The sequence below is a fragment of the Marmoricola sp. RAF53 genome (genome assembly GCF_052114005.1).
Taxonomy (GTDB): domain Bacteria; phylum Actinomycetota; class Actinomycetes; order Propionibacteriales; family Nocardioidaceae; genus Marmoricola.
Window position 1 is genome coordinate 1 of record NZ_JBFRDX010000011.1, and the last position, 14818, is coordinate 14818.

The window sequence follows — 14818 nt, forward strand, 5'->3', positions numbered from 1 at the left end:
TTCAACGTCACGCCATGCTCACGGCGTCGGGCGACGTTCACGACGTCGTCACGGAACTCCTTGGGGAACGGCTTCGGCACGGGGCACATCCTTCCAGCGGCACCGCTCGGCACCACAGATCAGATGTCACCTATCCGTGCAGCAGACCCAACGGCTCGAGATCTCCGACCTACGCCGGAAGCTCGCCCCGGCAATGCGGCGCACCGAGGCGGCCCTCGCCGTGCGGACGACCGCAGAGCTGACGCATCGGGCGCTGGCAGACCTGGTCGCCTGCTCGACCACGACGGACCCGCTGCCGTTGTTCGACCAGGTCGTCGGACAAGCGACGGCTCAGTTCTTCTTCGGACCCAACAGCCAACACTTCGCCCAGGCAACAGACGGGCTCTTCACAGCCCTGGCCCACACGATCGGCAATCCGTGGGCTGGACCATCCTGGGTGCCGACTCGGGCACGTCGCGAGATCAATGCGCGCCACCGAGACCTGCAAAACCAGATCACCGCGCACTTGCGGACCACCGCCACTTCCCAGCCACCACGCGGAGCGGCTGATTCCTTCTGGACCAAGTGCCGTGCCGACTTGGGACCGAAGGCGCGGCGAGACGTGGTGGCCGACGCCCTGATCGGGTCCATGCTCGCGAGCTACCGGATTCCCGCTGCGCAAGCTTCCTCGGTCCTGTTGGTGCTGGCAGACAACCCGGGGCTGCAGGCCGAACTACGCGGGGAAGCGACTGCCTTCGGATCCTCCCTCGCGACCTCCACGCGTCCCATGGACGCGCGCCAATATCCGCTCACGATGCAGGTCGTTCTCGAGGCATTGCGCCTCTACCCGAGCACATGGCTGATCCGGCGAACCTGCGCACGCACGACGACCATCGGCACCTATACCGTGCCGGCTGGCCACCAGCTCTGGATCAGCCCCTACGTGATCGGCCGCGACCCCACCCTCTACGACGAGCCCGAGGCATTCCGGCCCGAACGCTGGAATTCGAACCGCCGCACGCCTGCACTTCTGTCCTTCGGCCACGGAACCCGGCGTTGCCCGGGCAACCACCTCGCGCTCGGGTTACTGGTCGCGACGACATTGAGCGCTCTCGGTCTAGGAACCGTCTACCGCGACAGCACGCCGATCACCGTGGATGCGCGCATCAACCTGGTCCCTCGCGGGCTCGCCATCGGGCTCGAGACATCAACCCAGGTCGCCAAGAGCGGCCCTTCACCTACGCCGTGACGTTCGACTTCCGAGCCGGCGATGCCTCGCTGAAACGCTCCCAAGCAGCCTGGCGCGAAACCCCGAGAGCCTTGCCGATCTCGGCCCACGAGATACCGCGCGCACGGATGAGCGCGACCCAGTCGCGAAGGAACTTGCCCACTTGGTCCGAGGTCATCGAGATGAGAGGGAGCCGGCTCAGCATCTCCGTGTCGCTCATGGTCTCCCACACCGGAACGCGGATCTCCTCGACTGACTCCTCCGAACTGAAAACCTGGTGGTAGTAGTCCAGGCAATCGCGACACATCATCGCGCCGAGCCCGCCGGCGAAGCGCGTGTCCTTGTCGCCGATGAGACCGCAGAAGGAACAGACCTTGCCCACCGACGTGAACTCCATGGCTACCCCTCGGTTTCGCAGATGCGCGCGTGCTCGACAAACCCAGTCTGCACCATCGACCTACGTTGACTTGGGGGACTCCGCCGGGCTATCTGCCTCGTCCGGCTCCGTGCCGTGGAACCGTTCCCAGGCCGCCTGGCGGGTCACGCCGAGCGCCTCACCGATCTCAGACCATGGCACTCTGCGTCGGCGCAGGCCCGCGACCCAGGCAGTCAACAGCGCATCGGTCTGATCGGAGGCGCGCGCGATCGCGGGCACCATCGCAAGCAGATCCCGATCAGTTGCATCCGGTCCCAGCTGCTGGACAGATGGTCGCTCGACTCCCGACGCGAACTGGTCCAACGACTGTTCGGCGCAACGCCGACATACAACGGCGGCGATCCCCCGCACGAAGTCGCGCCGAACGGGAAGCGGTGACCCGCAGAGGCAGCAGACCAGATCCCCCTCCCTCCGATCCACTCTGGCTCACCCTTCCCTGACTTCCTCGTCGTCTGTCATGGTTACCTTGACACATCGACGAGAGCCCGACGTTCGAACCTGTGCAGGCCGACGTCAAGGAAGAGAGACCGCATGGTTGCCCCCAACACCTCCTCGACTGCCCAGACCTACGTTGCAGTCCTCAAGGCAAAGCAAGGCGAGCTGCTGGCGATCCATTCGACTCCTCCGCACGAGTTCATTCCTCTGCTCGAGGTGGCGCAGCCAGGCAAGGTCGAGGCCATCGCGCGTAGCTGGCCGCACCCGAAGGACGTCGCGTGGGTCCAGCCGATCGACCTTGATGGCGCCGACGCCGATGCTTGGGCACTGGCGGTCGCCGACCTGTTTTCGGGTCTCCGCGACAGGGGGGCTGCGGCTGTGCCGACTGTGACCCTCGACGAGACACCTCAGACGTACGACGCCGTGCGCTCGGTCGTCGCGGCCGACGGCAGGGGGCTGGTGCTGCGGATCGATTGCGAAGACGCACTTGAGGACACGCCGGCGGCGCTCGAGTCCGCTATCCGGGCGGTACTGGTCCACGTCGGTGTCGATCCGCACCAGGTCGACCTGGTGCTGGACGCCGGCCTGGTTTCTGGATCCGCGGTTGTGCAGTCCAGCGCAGCGAGTGCAGCGCTTGCAGCCCTTCCGTTCCTCAACTCCTGGCGCAACCTGACCGTGGCGTTCTCGGGCTTCCCCGAGCTGGTCAGCAGCCATGTCCCGGTCTCAAGCGTGGGCGCACTTCCCCGCACGGACGCTGCTGCATTCGCCCAGCTGTCGAGCAGGTTCGCGGCGCGCGACCTCACGTACGCCGACTACGGCGTCGGTGTTCCCACGTATGCCGACGTGAGCTGGAGCCCGATCCCCAACATCCGGTACGCAGTCGATGGGGAATGGATCATTCACAGAGCAGCGACCAGAACCAATCCAAGCCCGCAGTACATCGAGCTTGCTCGCAACATTGCCGCTGCTCCCTACTTCGCCGGTCCCGCGTTCAGCGCCGGCGACGAGTACATCGACTCTGTGGCTAGCGGACTCGCCGGGCCAGGAAACGCGATGTCGTACCTGAAAGCTGCGATGTCGCGGCACTTTCGGGTCGTCCTGAGCTCGCTCGCCACCCGCGGCGTGCCCTGAGCCGATCCCGGACCTCGGCCCGCAGCTGATCGACCTCGAGGTGGGTGGCGAGGCGGTCCCACAGTGCGTGGCGCGGCAGGCTCCTGACTCCGCGATCCAGGCCGAACTTGGTCAGGGCAGCGAGTGCTTCTTCTCGCCAGAGCAGTTGGGCGAGCGAAGCGGGTTGGATCGCGGGGTTCAGCCGCGCCTTCCGCTGATGACCTACTTGGACGCCGTCGGGACCTTGAGTCGCGACCAGGATGCCCCACCAGGAGGGGAGCATCTGCCGCGCCTTGACCAGGTGCGAGTCCGCTACGACGAGCACTGCGTAGTCAAGAACCTGGCCGTACGCCTCCACCTGGTTCGGCAATCGATCGAGTCGGTCGCGCGCACTCTTCACCTCGTAGCCCGTAAAGGATCCGTTGACGACCGCCAAGTCGACGCGGCCCTGCCCACACACACCCAACTCGTCGACGAGGAGCGTCTCGCCTTCGGGGGCGGATGCGTGCTCCTCCAGGAGCCGCGCACGCAAGGCCTCGCGCACGTCGTGGTCACGCATGCTCGAACGTTACCGCGCGCAGGCGCCAACCGCTTTGCTACGCCTCGGGGAGCGGCGGCAGCCAGTCCGGGCGCGGGGGTTGGCGGCTGCGCCTCCGAGCGCACACGCGCAACGCAGCTGCCGGCGCGGTTCTTCTCGAAGACGTCGTCGGAATGGACCGCGGTCAAGTTCACTCCTCGGCAGGCCTCCGTGTTCAGCAACCGGGGACGCAGCGACCTCTACCGATCAGCCGAGTCCGGGTCAATGCTCATCGCCGATCGACGGCCCAGATCTCCAGCGACAACCTCTTCGACCGCCTCGATCAGGTCCCCTTGCTGCTTCACAATGCCGACCGGCTCTACGGAGGCGCGAGCGACGCCTACCGCGAAACTCTCAACAGCGCAGTCTTCAAATTCTTTGAGATCGACTGCGTCATGCGCGACGGGCTCCACGCCCCGATGGTCGTCCAGGCACCGCTCACAGGCCCAGTCGCCGCAGTAACTCGGCAAAAGGAAAGGACCCTCGGGGAGCGTTCGCTCCCCGAGGGTTCCAACCTGTCTCATCTGGCGGTGACGGAGGGATTTGAACCCTCGGTGGACTTGCGCCCACAAACGCTTTCGAGGCGTTCTCCTTAGGCCGCTCGGACACGTCACCGCCGACGAGGTTACCGGAGGGGAGCCGCGGTCCCGAAATCGGGTCGAGCCGGGCGCGTGCAACGTGCATGCAACGTCGTACGGCGCACGCTCGCGGGACCCGACCTTCGACCCTGGCGTGCTCACCCATGACCCTGTCTACTGGATCCATGACACCCGGTGCTCCCGGAGCACAGATGCGGGCCGAGGTCGCCGACTCCTGGCACCTCTCGGCCGCTGCCGGCGTGTCCACGGAGGACGTCGAGGCGCCGATCACCCTGGCCGAGGACGATCTCCAGGACCACCGTGCCGCCCATCCGCTGGCGCAGGTGTTCCCCCTCCTGGACGACGTCCTCGGTCAGGCGGCGCGCGACTGCGACGCGATCATGGCGGTCTCCGACCACGAGGGCCAGCTGCTCTGGGTCTGCGGCACCCCGGCCACGCTGCGGCGGGCCGAGTCGATCGGGTTCGTCGAGGGCAGCAACTGGGACGAGCGCCTGGCCGGAACCAACGCTCCCGGCCTCGCGCTGCGGCTCGACCGGCCGACCCAGGTACGCCGCGCCGAGCACTTCCGCCGCTCGGTGCAGCAGTGGTCCTGCGCGGCCACCCCGATCCACGACCCGGCGTCGACCAGCCTGCTGGGCGTCCTCGACATCACCGGGAACGACGACATCGCGGTGCCGCAGACCCTGGCGATGGTGCGCGCGGCCGCCAGGATGGCCGAGTCCGAGCTGGCCCGGGAGAAGCTGGTCCGGGCGACCCCGGCCGAGACCGCGCCGAACGGGATGCACCTGGTGATCGAGTCACTGGGCCGCACCGATTCGCTGCTCACGATCAACGACGGCCGCGGGCACCGGCACCAGCTCCGGCTCTCGCCGCGGCACAGCGAGATCCTGCTGCTCCTCGCCTCCGCCCCGCGCGGGCTGTCCGGCGACGAGCTCGCGGTGCTGGTCTACGAGGACGACGGCGCCTCCTCGACGTTGCGCGCCGAGCTCAACCGGCTCCGCGGCCTGCTCGGCGACGACGTGCTCGCCTCCCGGCCGTACCGGCTCGCCGGCTCGGTCACCGCGGACTGGCTCGCCCTGGAGGCCCAGCTCGCCGCCGGCGACCTGCGCTCGGCGATGCGCGGCTACCGCGGCCCGATCCTGCCGCGCTCCTCGGCCCCCGGGGTCGTCCGGCTGCGGGAGCAGCTGCACATGAGCCTGCGCGAAGCCGTCCGGCGCAGCCGTCAGCCCGACCTGATGTCCACCTGGACCCGGTCGAGCTGGGGCAGCGACGACTACGACATGTGGCAGGCCCAGCGGGCCGCCGTCGGCCCCGGCTCGCCGATGCTGCCGCTGATCGACGGCCAGCTCAGCCGGCTGGACCGGGAGCTCGGCTGAAGAGGCAGCCAGCGACTACCAGGTCTTGTACTCGTCGAAACGTGCCTCGGACTCCCGCAGAACCGCATCCCAGTCCTCGCGCACAGGCTCGACCTCCGGGAGGTTCTCGATCGCCCACCGCACCATCGATTCGAAGCTGACGCGAGGCGATGGGATCGGCGACCGCTCGAGAAAGACCCCCGATGGCGCGAGAGCAAGACTCCCCACGTGCCAGTGCGGCTCGATGTGATGGCTCCTGCCGCTCGGGTGCCAGTGCGCGGCGATCCACTCACGGCGCGAGTCGTCCAACACGGCGTACATGTATCCGCTGGTCGAGACTCGGAACCGCTCTCGACCTGCCGACTGCCCGAGATCCTGGATCTCGAAGTGCATCTGAGCGCTCAACCGGAACTTCGCACCGATGGGAACCGGCGTCCCCTCGTTCAGGGACCACATGTGGGTACTGCCGACCTCTGTCGACCTCGGACTCAGCGTGAAATGCGCTGTGCCGAGGCAGGCCATCGCCCCTCGGAGGGGGTCGAGGAAAGCCTGCACCGCCTCGTACGGACTGCCTCCCGGCACAGGTCAGCGGACGTACGGAAGCAAGAATTCGATGGCCTGAACGTCTTGGTCCGGCCAGTCCGGGGGAAGATCTTCCGAGTCGAAGGCCTCCAGGAAGCGCGCGGCACTCACGTCAAGGCGCTGACGGCAGGCGCGCTCGAAGAGCTCCCGGCCCTCTACCTCGGACAGTTCGTGGACTGTCACCTCAGGAACGGCGCCGTTGAGTGTCGTCATGTCGATCTCCTCGCGTCCGATCTCAAATGTACCCGGCGCCATCGTCGCCGTGCACCGCAAACCTAGACGTCTCCTCCGACAGGAGGTCGGGTCCGGACCTCGGCAACGTCCCTGCAACGTCGCCGTTCCTAGCGTGTGAGCCACACCACAACCTCACTGCTAGGAGCCCGACGATGACTGTCTACGCACCCCCCGGAACCGCCGACTCACTGGTCGCCGTCAAGCCGCGCTACGACCACTTCATCGGGGGCGAGTGGGTCGCCCCGGCCACCGGCGAGTACTTCGAGAACATCAGCCCGGTCAACGGCAAGCCCTTCACCGAGATCGCCCGCGGCACCGAGGCGGACATCGAGAAGGCGCTCGACGCCGCGCACGCCGCCGCACCCGCCTGGGGGAAGACCTCGCCGGCCGAGCGGGCGATCATCCTCAACAAGATCGCCGACCGGATCGAGGAGAACCTCGAGCTCCTCGCGGTCGCCGAGACCTGGGACAACGGCAAGCCGGTCCGCGAGACGAAGGCCGCGGACCTGCCGCTCGCCGTCGACCACTTCCGCTACTTCGCCGGCGCGGTCCGGGCCCAGGAGGGCGGGATCAGCGAGATCGACTCCGACACCTACGCGTACCACTTCCACGAGCCGCTCGGCGTGGTCGCCCAGATCATCCCGTGGAACTTCCCGATCCTGATGGCCACCTGGAAGCTCGCCCCCGCGCTCGCCGCCGGCAACGCCGTGGTGATCAAGCCGGCCGAGCAGACGCCGTGGTCGATCCTGGTGCTCCTCGAGCTGATCGGCGACCTGCTCCCCGCCGGCGTCCTCAACGTCGTCAACGGGTTCGGCGTCGAGGCCGGCAAGCCGCTCGCCTCCAGCAACCGGATCGCGAAGGTCGCCTTCACCGGCGAGACCACCACCGGGCGGCTGATCATGCAGTACGCCAGCCAGAACCTGATCCCGGTGACCCTCGAGCTCGGCGGCAAGAGTCCCAACATCTTCTTCGACGACGTCGCCCGCGAGAACGACGCCTTCTACGACAAGGCGCTCGAGGGCTTCGCGATGTTCGCCCTCAACCAGGGCGAGGTCTGCACCTGCCCGTCCCGGGCGCTGGTCCAGGACGGGATCTACGCCGACTTCGTCCACGACGCCGTCACCCGGGTCGAGAAGATCGTCCAGGGCAACCCGCTCGACGACAACACGATGATCGGCGCGCAGGCCTCCAACGACCAGCTGGAGAAGATCCTGTCCTACCTCGACATCGGCAAGCAGGAGGGTGCCCGCGTCCTCACCGGCGGCGAGCGCAACGTCCTCGAGGGCGACCTCGCCGAGGGCTACTACGTCCGCCCGACCATCTTCGAGGGCAACAACGCGATGCGGATCTTCCAGGAGGAGATCTTCGGCCCGGTGGTCGCGCTGACCTCGTTCGGCTCCGAGGCGGACGCCCTGAAGATCGCCAACGACACCCTGTACGGCCTCGGCGCCGGGGTCTGGTCCCGCGACGCCGCGCTCTCCTTCCGGATGGGCCGGGGCATCCAGGCCGGCCGGGTCTGGACGAACTGCTACCACGCCTACCCCGCGCACGCCGCGTTCGGCGGCTACAAGCAGTCCGGCATCGGCCGGGAGAACCACAAGATGATGCTCGACCACTACCAGCAGACGAAGAACCTGCTGGTGTCGTACAGCCCGGACGCGCTCGGGTTCTTCTGATGCCCGACCGGGTCGGACTGACCGGTGAGGCGGCGGAGCTCCTCCGCCGCCTCACCACCCGGCACGGTCCGCTGATGTTCCACCAGTCCGGCGGCTGCTGCGACGGGTCCTCGCCGATGTGCTTCCCCGACGGCGACTTCCTCACCAGCGACGCCGACGTGCACCTCGGCGACCTCGACATCGGCCTGGCCCGGCCGGTGCCGTTCTGGATGTCGGCGTCCCAGTTCGCCTACTGGTCGCACACCCACCTGACCGTCGACGTGGTCCCCGGCCGCGGCTCCGGCTTCTCCGTCGAGGCGCCCGAGGGCGTGCGGTTCCTGATCCGCTCGCGCCTCTTCACCGACGCGGAGGCCGAAGCGCTTCAGCCGCGCTGACCGGCGAAGAACTCCTCGAGGAGCGCGGTCGAATACGCGGCGAGGACACCGGAGACGACCTCGGGCCGGTGGTTCAGCCGGCGGTCCCGTACGACGTCCCACAGCGAACCGACCGCGCCGGCCTTCTCGTCGTACGCGCCGAAGACGAGGCGTTCGACGCGCGCGAGCACGATCGCGCCGGCGCACATCGTGCACGGCTCCAGGGTCACCACCAGGGTGCAGCCGGCGAGCCGCCACTCACCGACCCGGGCGGCGGCCGCGCGCAGGGCGACCACCTCCGCGTGGCCGGTCGGGTCGTGGTCGCGCTCGCGGACGTTGGCGCCGGCCCCGATCACGGTGCCCTCGGGATCGATCACCACCGCACCGATCGGGACGTCGCCGCTGGCGCGCGCGGTCTCGGCGACGTCGAGGGCGAGCCGCATCGCCGCGGACCAGTCGGTCATCGCGCTCTCAGTCGGCCAGGCCGACGAGGGCGTCGAACTCGGCGCCGAAGCCGAGCTGGTCGGCGATCTCGCTGAGCACGTCCTCGGGGAGCAGGTCCCAGTCATCGAGCAGCTCGCCCATCTCGGCGGCCGCGAACCCCATGTCGGCGACTATGCCGAGGTCCCCGGCGGGCACCTGGTCCTCGTCGTCGAGGTCGACGTGCACTCCCAGGTGGTCGACCGCGGAGCGGGCGATCGGCCAGTCGGTCGCGGCGGAGGCGTCGGAGATCAGCACCCGGACCGTGGAGCCCTGGGCCCGGATCAGCAGCACGAAGTCCTCGTCGACGGCGACCAGGGCCAGCGCCCCGGTCTCGCCCGGGTAGCGGCGCAGCTCACGGCAGATCGTGTCGACGTCGTCCAGCGACCGCTCGGGCAGGTCGGCGACGTGCCAGTCGCCCTCGTCGAGGTACGCCACGACGGCCAGGTCGATCGCCTCGACCTCGGCATCGGTCACGTCGGTCATGGTGCGCACCTTCCCCGACTCCTGGCCCCGACTCATCGGCTGCTCCTTGAGATGGTGGCAGAACACGGAGGCCGCGCCAACTGCGTAACCTGACCTTCATGCGCCTGCACGTCGTCGATCACCCGCTGGTCTCCCACAAGCTGACCACGCTCCGCGACCAGAACACCGCGTCGCCCGAGTTCCGCCGCCTCACCGAGGAGCTGGTCACGCTGCTCGCCTACGAGGCCACCCGCGAGGTCCGGGTCGAGGAAGTGACCGTGCAGACGCCGGTCGCTCCCGCCCACGGGCTCGCGCTGAGCCGGCCGCGGCCGCTCGTCGTACCGATCCTGCGCGCCGGCCTGGGCATGCTCGAGGGCATGATGCGGCTCGTTCCCACCGCGGAGGTGGGGTTCCTGGGCATGATCCGCAACGAGGAGACCCTGCAGGCGGAGACGTACGCCGAGCGCCTGCCGGTCGACCTGTCCGGCCGGCAGTGCTACGTCCTCGACCCGATGCTCGCCACCGGCGGCACCCTCGCCGCGGCGCTGAAGTTCCTCACCGACCGGGGAGCGGACCACATCACCGCGATCTGCCTGCTTGCCGCGCCGGAGGGTGTCGCCAACCTGGAGGCGGGCGTCGCTGGTCTGGACATCCCGATCACCGTCGTCACGGCGGCACTGGACCAGAAGCTCAACGAGAAGGGCTACATCGTGCCCGGGCTCGGCGACGCCGGTGACCGGCTCTACGGCCTGGCCCAGTAGCTCAGTAGGTCGAGAAGATCATGATCCGGCCGGTCGCCACCGCGACCATCACCAGGACCACGACCGCACCGAGGATCAGGTAGCCGTACTCGCGGTCGTGCCGGTCCCGGTCCCTCTCGGGCGCGGCGTAGCGGTAGCCGTCGGTCGGGCTGATCTTGAAGTCATCGGTGCGCATGACGATCGCCTCCACGGCTCAGGCTACGCCGCCACCGGACCGGATTGAAGGGAGCAGGAGGCCGGATTCAACGGCTTCAGTCGAGCTGCTGCCCGACCAGGTCCCCGATCAGGTAGGTGACGAGCATGGCGAGCAGGCCGCCGGTCACGTTGCGGAGCATCGCACGGCGTACGTCGGCCTCGGCGAACCGGGCGGAGGCGAAGCCGGTGAGCATCAACGCGAGCACCACCGCGATCACGGTGCCCACCACGCGGGCGTTCTCGGGGAGCAGGGTGATGGTGAGCAGCGGCAGCGCCGCACCGAGGGTGAACGCGATCATCGAGGCCAGCGCCGCCTGCGCCGGGCTGGTCAGCTGGTCGGGGTCGATGTTGAGCTCGGCGTCGGCGTGCGCGGCCAGGGCGTCGTGCGCGGTCAGCTCCTCGGCCACCTGCCTGGCCAGCTGCTCGGAGAGTCCCTTGTCGCGGTAGATGCCGGCGAGCTCGGCGAGCTCCTCCTCCGGCTCCTCGGCCAGCTCGCGACGCTCCTTGGCGATCAGCGCCGCCTCGGTGTCGCGCTGGGTGCTCACCGAGACGTACTCCCCGGCGGCCATGCTCAGCGCCCCGGAGATCAGGCCGGCGAACCCGGCGAGGAAGATCGTCTGCCGGTCGCTGGTCCCACCGGCGACACCCATCACCAGGCCGGCGACCGAGACGATGCCGTCGTTCGCGCCGAGGACCGCCGCGCGCAGCCAGTTGAGCAGCCCGGAGACGCTCCGGTGGTGCGGTTCGTCGTCGTGCGGGCCGAGCTCGGCGTCCGCAGGCAGCTCTGCTTCGGCGGTCATGCGCCCAATCCACCATGCGACCGGGACCGGTCGCAACGAAGGCAAGCCTGGGTTGGCAGAGGGGCTAGGCGCGCGCCGCGTGCAGCGCGATGACCTCGTCGACCCAGGCCGGCACCAGCGCGGTCGCCGCGCCCTGGCGGGACTCGTGGAAGTCGCTGTTCGCGGCCCGCTCCAGGTTGAGCTCGAGGGTCCGGCTGCCGCCGGCGTGCGCGTAGTCGACGAAGCCTGCCGCCGGGTAGACGACGCCGGAGGTGCCGATCGAGACGAAGAGGTCGCAGCTGAACAGCGCGCGGTGGATGTCGTCCATCCCGTAGGGCATCTCACCGAACCAGACGACGTCGGGCCGGAGCGCCGCGGTGCCGCAGGACGGGCAGTCCGGCTCGTCGATGAGCGTCCCGCCCCACGTCGTACGCCGGTCGCAGGCCACGCACCAGGCGACGCCGAGCTCGCCGTGCATGTGGTGGACCCGGCGCGAGCCGCCGCGCTCGTGCAGGTCGTCGATGTTCTGGGTGACCAGGAACAGGTCGTCGCCGAGCGTCTCCTCGAGCCGGGCGAGGGCGACGTGGGCGGCGTTCGGTGCGACCCGGCCCAGGCCGGCGCGGCGCTCGTCGTAGAAGCGCTGCACCAGGCTCCGGTCGGCGGCGAACGCCTCCGGCGTGGCGACGTCCTCGGGGTGGTGTCCCTCCCAGAGCCCGTCGGCGTCGCGGAAGGTGGCCAGCCCGGACTCGGCGGAGATACCGGCACCGGTGAGCACGACGACCTTCACGCGGTGCAGGGTATCCCCGCCGACCTGGCCCGGGGCGGGCGGCTCAGCCGGCGACGGTGAACCGGGTCCGGACGTGGGCCGGGTTCTCGATCTCGTCGACGAGGGCCAGGGCGTAGTCCGCGATGCTGATCCGGTCGCCGACCGGCGACTCGGTGCCGAGCGTGTAGCTGCCGGTGCGCTCGCCGGGCGCGATCACCGGGGCCGGCGACAGGTAGGTCCAGTCGACGTCGGCCGGGGCGTCGCGCAGGATCTCGAGCGAGGCCGCACCCTTGAGCGCCTCGGCCTTGTAGAGCTCCGGGAACTCCGGGGTGTCGACGAGGCGGACACCGTCGACGGTGAGGCTGCCCGCGCCGCCGACCACCACGAGCCGGCGGTCGCCGAGGGTGGCGGCCAGGTTCGCGATCGTGTCGGGGAAGCGGGTGCCGTCGTCCTCGGTCCGGCTGGGACCGACGGCGGAGACGACCACGTCGTGCTTCTCGGCGACGGCGGTCGCGAACTCCGGGTCGTGGGCGTCCCCGGTGACGTCGGACCCGCCGCGACGGCTGATCCCGGTGACGTCGTGGCCGCGGCTGGCGGCCTCGCTGACGATGGCGCTGCCGATCGCGCCGGTGGCGCCGTACACGGCGATCTTCATGACTGCTCCTCAGTGGTTGGGGGTTCAACTTCCCTTCCACGGTATGCATTGGATACTGAGTACTTCAACGTGCTATAGATACCTTATGGAAACCATGAACCTGCCCCCGGACGCGTTCGCACGGGACTGCGCCTCGCGCGTGGTCCTGGACCGGATCGGCGACCGCTGGACGGTCCTCGTCGTCGTCGCGCTCGCCGACGGCAGGTTGCGCTTCTCCGAGCTTCGCCACCGGATCGAGGGCATCACCCCGAAAGTCCTGACCCAGACGCTCCGCGCACTCGAGCGCGACGGGATCCTGCTCCGGGAGGTGTTCGCCGAGGTCCCTCCCCGGGTCGAGTACGAGCTCACCGACCTCGGCCGCGACCTGCTCGCCCCGATCGACGCGGTCCGGATCTGGGCCGAGGAGCATGCCGCCCGGATCGTCCGGAACCGCGAGGCGCACGACGCCGACTGACCCAATTGTCCGATTCGGGACCCGTGCGGCCGTCTCCGCGGTTAGCGTCTGCGCATGACTGATCTCGGGCCGCTGACCCCTGCCCCGGCATCGGCGGGGCGCGCGCACGAGCACGACATCCCGATGTGGGTCATCTGGACGGCCGTCGTGCTGCTCGTCTGCGGCGCCGGCATGGTCGCCTTCGCGTTCCTCGCCCAGCAGCGGGCCAAGGCCGACGGACCCGACTACCCGGCCAGCTGGGACCCGCGGGTGCTGCCGTACGTGCAGGCCGCGCAGGACCAGCGCGACCTGACCTTCCTGCACCCGGTCACCGTCCGCTTCCTCTCCGACGCCGAGTTCGACAAGACCGTCAGCGCCGACGAGTCGAAGCTGACGAAGGAGGACCGCGCCGAGATCGAGCGGTCCACCGGACTCATGCGCGCGCTCGGCCTGATCCACGGCGACGTCGACCTGTTCAGCGCGTTCAACGACGTGCACACCTCGGGCACGCTCGCCTACTACTCCTTCGAGGACCAGCGGATCACCGTCCGCGGCCAGCAGCTGGCGCTCGCGTCGCACGCCACCCTGGTCCACGAGCTCACCCACGCCCTGCAGGACCAGCACTTCGGCATCGGCAAGCGGTTCCGTGCCCTGGCGAAGGAAGCGAAGGACGAGAAGGCCGGCACCACGCAGAGCGACGTGCTGCGCGCCCTCGTCGAGGGCGACGCGGACCGCACCGAGGACCTCTACCGGAAGGCGCTCCCGGTGAAGCAGCGCAAGCGTCTGGTGGCAGCCGAGAAGGCGAACGAGAAGAAGGCGATGGCGAAGGTCCCGGACGTGCCGAAGGTCGTGCTCGCCTACATCGGCGCGCCGTACGCGCTCGGCCGCGGGATGGTCGACGTCGTCGCCCAGGAGAACGGCGGCAGCCGCGGGATCAACGCGCTGTACGGCGACACCCCCGCCCACGACGCCGCCCTGCTCGACCCGTTCACCCTCGTCACCGGCCGCAGCCGTCCCGCGATGCCCGACCGGCCGGACCTGGCGAAGGGCGAGAAGAAGTTCGACGCCGGCGAGTTCGGCGCCCTCACCTGGTACCTGATGCTCGGCGAGAGACTCCCCCTCCGCGACGCGCTGGCCGCGGTGGACGGCTGGCACGGCGACGCCTACGTCGCGTTCGAACGGGACGGCAAGAGCTGCGCCCGGGCGACCTACGCCGGCGCGAGCACGGCCGGCGCGCAGGCGATGTACACCGCCCTCGTCCGCTGGACCCAGGCCGTGCCCGGGCACCGGGCGACCTCCGCGATCGACGGCAAGCGGGTCTCGTTCGAGACCTGCGACCCCGGAACCAAGGTCGGCAGCGGCAAGGGCCACGCCACCGACGCGCTCGGCTTCGCCCTCAGCCGGACCGCGCTCAGTCTCGAGTTCGCGAAGCTGGGGATGCCCGCCAAGGCCGCCCGCTGCTCCGGCGGTCGGCTGCTCCAGGAGTTCAGCGTCGCCCAGCTCAACGACCGCGGCTTCCTCACCAGCGCGGCGAACCAGGCGAGGCTGCGGCAGGTCGTCACCGGCTGCCGCTGAGGCGGTCGGCCTCGGAAAGTCCGCCGTGCGCGGACAGGCGGGATCAGCATGGGCGACCAGCGAGGAGTCTGGACCCTTCCCAGTAGCAACGCCGACCGATTGTGCTGTTCACCGTCGGCGACAGCCCGATGTACGACAACGACAG

Annotated in this window: 19 protein-coding genes and 1 tRNA gene; 8 read left to right on the forward strand and 12 right to left on the reverse strand. The window is 69.4% G+C overall.

The window, feature by feature from the left end; genetic code table 11:
* Positions 1-136 precede the first annotated feature (136 nt).
* The gene (locus AB4Y76_RS11535; protein ID WP_441925317.1) at positions 137-1228 is read left to right on the forward strand and encodes a cytochrome P450; all 1092 of its coding nucleotides are present in this window, start codon (positions 137-139) and stop codon (positions 1226-1228) included.
* On the opposite strand, the gene AB4Y76_RS11540 is transcribed toward AB4Y76_RS11535, so the two are convergent.
* Positions 1218-1604: an AsnC family protein gene (locus AB4Y76_RS11540; RefSeq protein WP_441925319.1), complete on the reverse strand. Its 387-nt coding sequence runs from the start codon at positions 1602-1604 to the stop codon at positions 1218-1220. The genes AB4Y76_RS11535 and AB4Y76_RS11540 overlap by 11 nt on opposite strands.
* Before the next feature lie 570 nt (positions 1605-2174).
* On the opposite strand from AB4Y76_RS11540, the gene AB4Y76_RS11545 reads away from it, so the two are divergent.
* Positions 2175-3209, forward strand: a complete 1035-nt coding sequence (locus AB4Y76_RS11545) for a beta family protein (protein WP_441925321.1) — start codon at positions 2175-2177, stop codon at positions 3207-3209.
* Here AB4Y76_RS11545 and AB4Y76_RS11550 read toward each other — a convergent pair.
* From AB4Y76_RS11550 to AB4Y76_RS11560, 3 genes are all read right to left on the reverse strand, one after another.
* Positions 3103-3747: a sce7726 family protein gene (locus AB4Y76_RS11550; RefSeq protein ID WP_441925325.1), complete on the reverse strand. Its 645-nt coding sequence runs from the start codon at positions 3745-3747 to the stop codon at positions 3103-3105. The two genes, AB4Y76_RS11545 and AB4Y76_RS11550, sit on opposite strands and share 107 nt — an antisense overlap.
* Before the next feature lie 218 nt (positions 3748-3965).
* Positions 3966-4178: a hypothetical protein gene (locus AB4Y76_RS11555; protein ID WP_441925327.1), complete on the reverse strand. Its 213-nt coding sequence runs from the start codon at positions 4176-4178 to the stop codon at positions 3966-3968.
* 112 nt (positions 4179-4290) lie between these two features.
* Positions 4291-4380: transfer RNA gene (locus AB4Y76_RS11560), tRNA-Ser, on the reverse strand.
* 148 nt (positions 4381-4528) lie between these two features.
* Between AB4Y76_RS11560 and AB4Y76_RS11565 the strand changes: the two genes are divergently transcribed.
* A complete protein-coding gene (locus tag AB4Y76_RS11565; RefSeq protein ID WP_441925329.1) occupies positions 4529-5740 on the forward strand; it encodes a GAF domain-containing protein in 1212 nt (403 codons plus the stop codon).
* A gap of 15 nt (positions 5741-5755) precedes the next feature.
* Here the strand turns inward: AB4Y76_RS11565 and AB4Y76_RS11570 are convergent, their stop codons facing one another.
* Positions 5756-6112 (reverse strand): hypothetical protein, encoded by a 357-nt coding sequence (locus AB4Y76_RS11570; RefSeq protein ID WP_441925331.1) that lies wholly within the window; start codon positions 6110-6112, stop codon positions 5756-5758.
* 192 nt (positions 6113-6304) lie between these two features.
* Positions 6305-6514 carry a hypothetical protein gene (locus AB4Y76_RS11575; protein WP_441925333.1) on the reverse strand — a complete coding sequence of 70 codons (210 nt, stop codon included), beginning with the start codon at positions 6512-6514 and terminating at the stop codon, positions 6305-6307.
* Positions 6515-6687: 173 nt separating this feature from the next.
* Between AB4Y76_RS11575 and adh the strand changes: the two genes are divergently transcribed.
* A complete protein-coding gene (adh, locus tag AB4Y76_RS11580) occupies positions 6688-8211 on the forward strand; it encodes an aldehyde dehydrogenase (RefSeq protein WP_441925335.1) in 1524 nt (507 codons plus the stop codon).
* Positions 8211-8585, forward strand: a complete 375-nt coding sequence (locus AB4Y76_RS11585) for a DUF779 domain-containing protein (RefSeq protein WP_441925338.1) — start codon at positions 8211-8213, stop codon at positions 8583-8585. The genes adh and AB4Y76_RS11585 overlap by 1 nt, the downstream gene beginning before the upstream one ends.
* On the opposite strand, the gene tadA is transcribed toward AB4Y76_RS11585, so the two are convergent.
* Together tadA and AB4Y76_RS11595 are read right to left on the reverse strand one after the other, a co-directional pair.
* On the reverse strand, positions 8573-9028 hold the full coding sequence (gene tadA / locus AB4Y76_RS11590; RefSeq protein ID WP_441925340.1) for a tRNA adenosine(34) deaminase TadA: 456 nt from the start codon (positions 9026-9028) through the stop codon (positions 8573-8575). The two genes, AB4Y76_RS11585 and tadA, sit on opposite strands and share 13 nt — an antisense overlap.
* A 7-nt stretch (positions 9029-9035) precedes the next feature.
* Positions 9036-9566 (reverse strand): tRNA adenosine deaminase-associated protein, encoded by a 531-nt coding sequence (locus AB4Y76_RS11595; RefSeq protein WP_441925342.1) that lies wholly within the window; start codon positions 9564-9566, stop codon positions 9036-9038.
* 62 nt (positions 9567-9628) lie between these two features.
* On the opposite strand from AB4Y76_RS11595, the gene upp reads away from it, so the two are divergent.
* A complete protein-coding gene (gene upp, locus AB4Y76_RS11600; protein ID WP_441925343.1) occupies positions 9629-10270 on the forward strand; it encodes a uracil phosphoribosyltransferase in 642 nt (213 codons plus the stop codon).
* 1 nt (position 10271) lies between these two features.
* On the opposite strand, the gene AB4Y76_RS11605 is transcribed toward upp, so the two are convergent.
* The 4 genes from AB4Y76_RS11605 to AB4Y76_RS11620 form a co-directional block, all read right to left on the reverse strand.
* Positions 10272-10445, reverse strand: a complete 174-nt coding sequence (locus AB4Y76_RS11605) for a hypothetical protein (protein WP_441925345.1) — start codon at positions 10443-10445, stop codon at positions 10272-10274.
* A gap of 76 nt (positions 10446-10521) precedes the next feature.
* Positions 10522-11265 (reverse strand): VIT1/CCC1 transporter family protein, encoded by a 744-nt coding sequence (locus tag AB4Y76_RS11610; protein WP_441925347.1) that lies wholly within the window; start codon positions 11263-11265, stop codon positions 10522-10524.
* Between the two features lie 64 nt (positions 11266-11329).
* The gene (locus tag AB4Y76_RS11615; RefSeq protein ID WP_441925349.1) at positions 11330-12031 is read right to left on the reverse strand and encodes an NAD-dependent deacylase; all 702 of its coding nucleotides are present in this window, start codon (positions 12029-12031) and stop codon (positions 11330-11332) included.
* Positions 12032-12074: 43 nt separating this feature from the next.
* Complete coding sequence (locus AB4Y76_RS11620) at positions 12075-12665, reverse strand: NAD(P)-dependent oxidoreductase (protein WP_441925351.1); 591 nt, start codon at positions 12663-12665, stop codon at positions 12075-12077.
* Between the two features lie 94 nt (positions 12666-12759).
* Here AB4Y76_RS11620 and AB4Y76_RS11625 point away from each other — a divergent pair, with 94 nt between their 5' ends.
* A complete protein-coding gene (locus AB4Y76_RS11625) occupies positions 12760-13119 on the forward strand; it encodes a winged helix-turn-helix transcriptional regulator (protein ID WP_441925353.1) in 360 nt (119 codons plus the stop codon).
* 54 nt (positions 13120-13173) lie between these two features.
* Entirely contained in the window at positions 13174-14673 is a 1500-nt protein-coding gene (locus AB4Y76_RS11630) for a hypothetical protein (protein WP_441925355.1), read from the forward strand.
* Positions 14674-14818 lie beyond the last annotated feature (145 nt).

Bases quoted from the DNA above. Each gene is read 5' to 3' on its own strand.
- tadA (WP_441925340.1), bottom strand. From the start codon at position 9,028: ATGACCGACTGGTCCGCGGCGATGCGGCTCGCCCTCGACGTCGCCGAG.
- AB4Y76_RS11540 (WP_441925319.1), bottom strand. From the start codon at position 1,604: ATGGAGTTCACGTCGGTGGGCAAGGTCTGTTCCTTCTGCGGTCTCATC.
- AB4Y76_RS11565 (WP_441925329.1), top strand. From the start codon at position 4,529: ATGACACCCGGTGCTCCCGGAGCACAGATGCGGGCCGAGGTCGCCGAC.
- AB4Y76_RS11585 (WP_441925338.1), top strand. From the start codon at position 8,211: ATGCCCGACCGGGTCGGACTGACCGGTGAGGCGGCGGAGCTCCTCCGC.
- AB4Y76_RS11575 (WP_441925333.1), bottom strand. From the start codon at position 6,514: ATGACGACACTCAACGGCGCCGTTCCTGAGGTGACAGTCCACGAACTG.
- AB4Y76_RS11630 (WP_441925355.1), top strand. From the start codon at position 13,174: ATGACTGATCTCGGGCCGCTGACCCCTGCCCCGGCATCGGCGGGGCGC.
- AB4Y76_RS11570 (WP_441925331.1), bottom strand. From the start codon at position 6,112: ATGCACTTCGAGATCCAGGATCTCGGGCAGTCGGCAGGTCGAGAGCGG.
- AB4Y76_RS11545 (WP_441925321.1), top strand. From the start codon at position 2,175: ATGGTTGCCCCCAACACCTCCTCGACTGCCCAGACCTACGTTGCAGTC.
- upp (WP_441925343.1), top strand. From the start codon at position 9,629: ATGCGCCTGCACGTCGTCGATCACCCGCTGGTCTCCCACAAGCTGACC.
- AB4Y76_RS11595 (WP_441925342.1), bottom strand. From the start codon at position 9,566: ATGAGTCGGGGCCAGGAGTCGGGGAAGGTGCGCACCATGACCGACGTG.
- AB4Y76_RS11625 (WP_441925353.1), top strand. From the start codon at position 12,760: ATGAACCTGCCCCCGGACGCGTTCGCACGGGACTGCGCCTCGCGCGTG.
- AB4Y76_RS11620 (WP_441925351.1), bottom strand. From the start codon at position 12,665: ATGAAGATCGCCGTGTACGGCGCCACCGGCGCGATCGGCAGCGCCATC.
- AB4Y76_RS11610 (WP_441925347.1), bottom strand. From the start codon at position 11,265: ATGACCGCCGAAGCAGAGCTGCCTGCGGACGCCGAGCTCGGCCCGCAC.
- AB4Y76_RS11550 (WP_441925325.1), bottom strand. From the start codon at position 3,747: ATGCGTGACCACGACGTGCGCGAGGCCTTGCGTGCGCGGCTCCTGGAG.
- AB4Y76_RS11605 (WP_441925345.1), bottom strand. From the start codon at position 10,445: ATGCGCACCGATGACTTCAAGATCAGCCCGACCGACGGCTACCGCTAC.
- adh (WP_441925335.1), top strand. From the start codon at position 6,688: ATGACTGTCTACGCACCCCCCGGAACCGCCGACTCACTGGTCGCCGTC.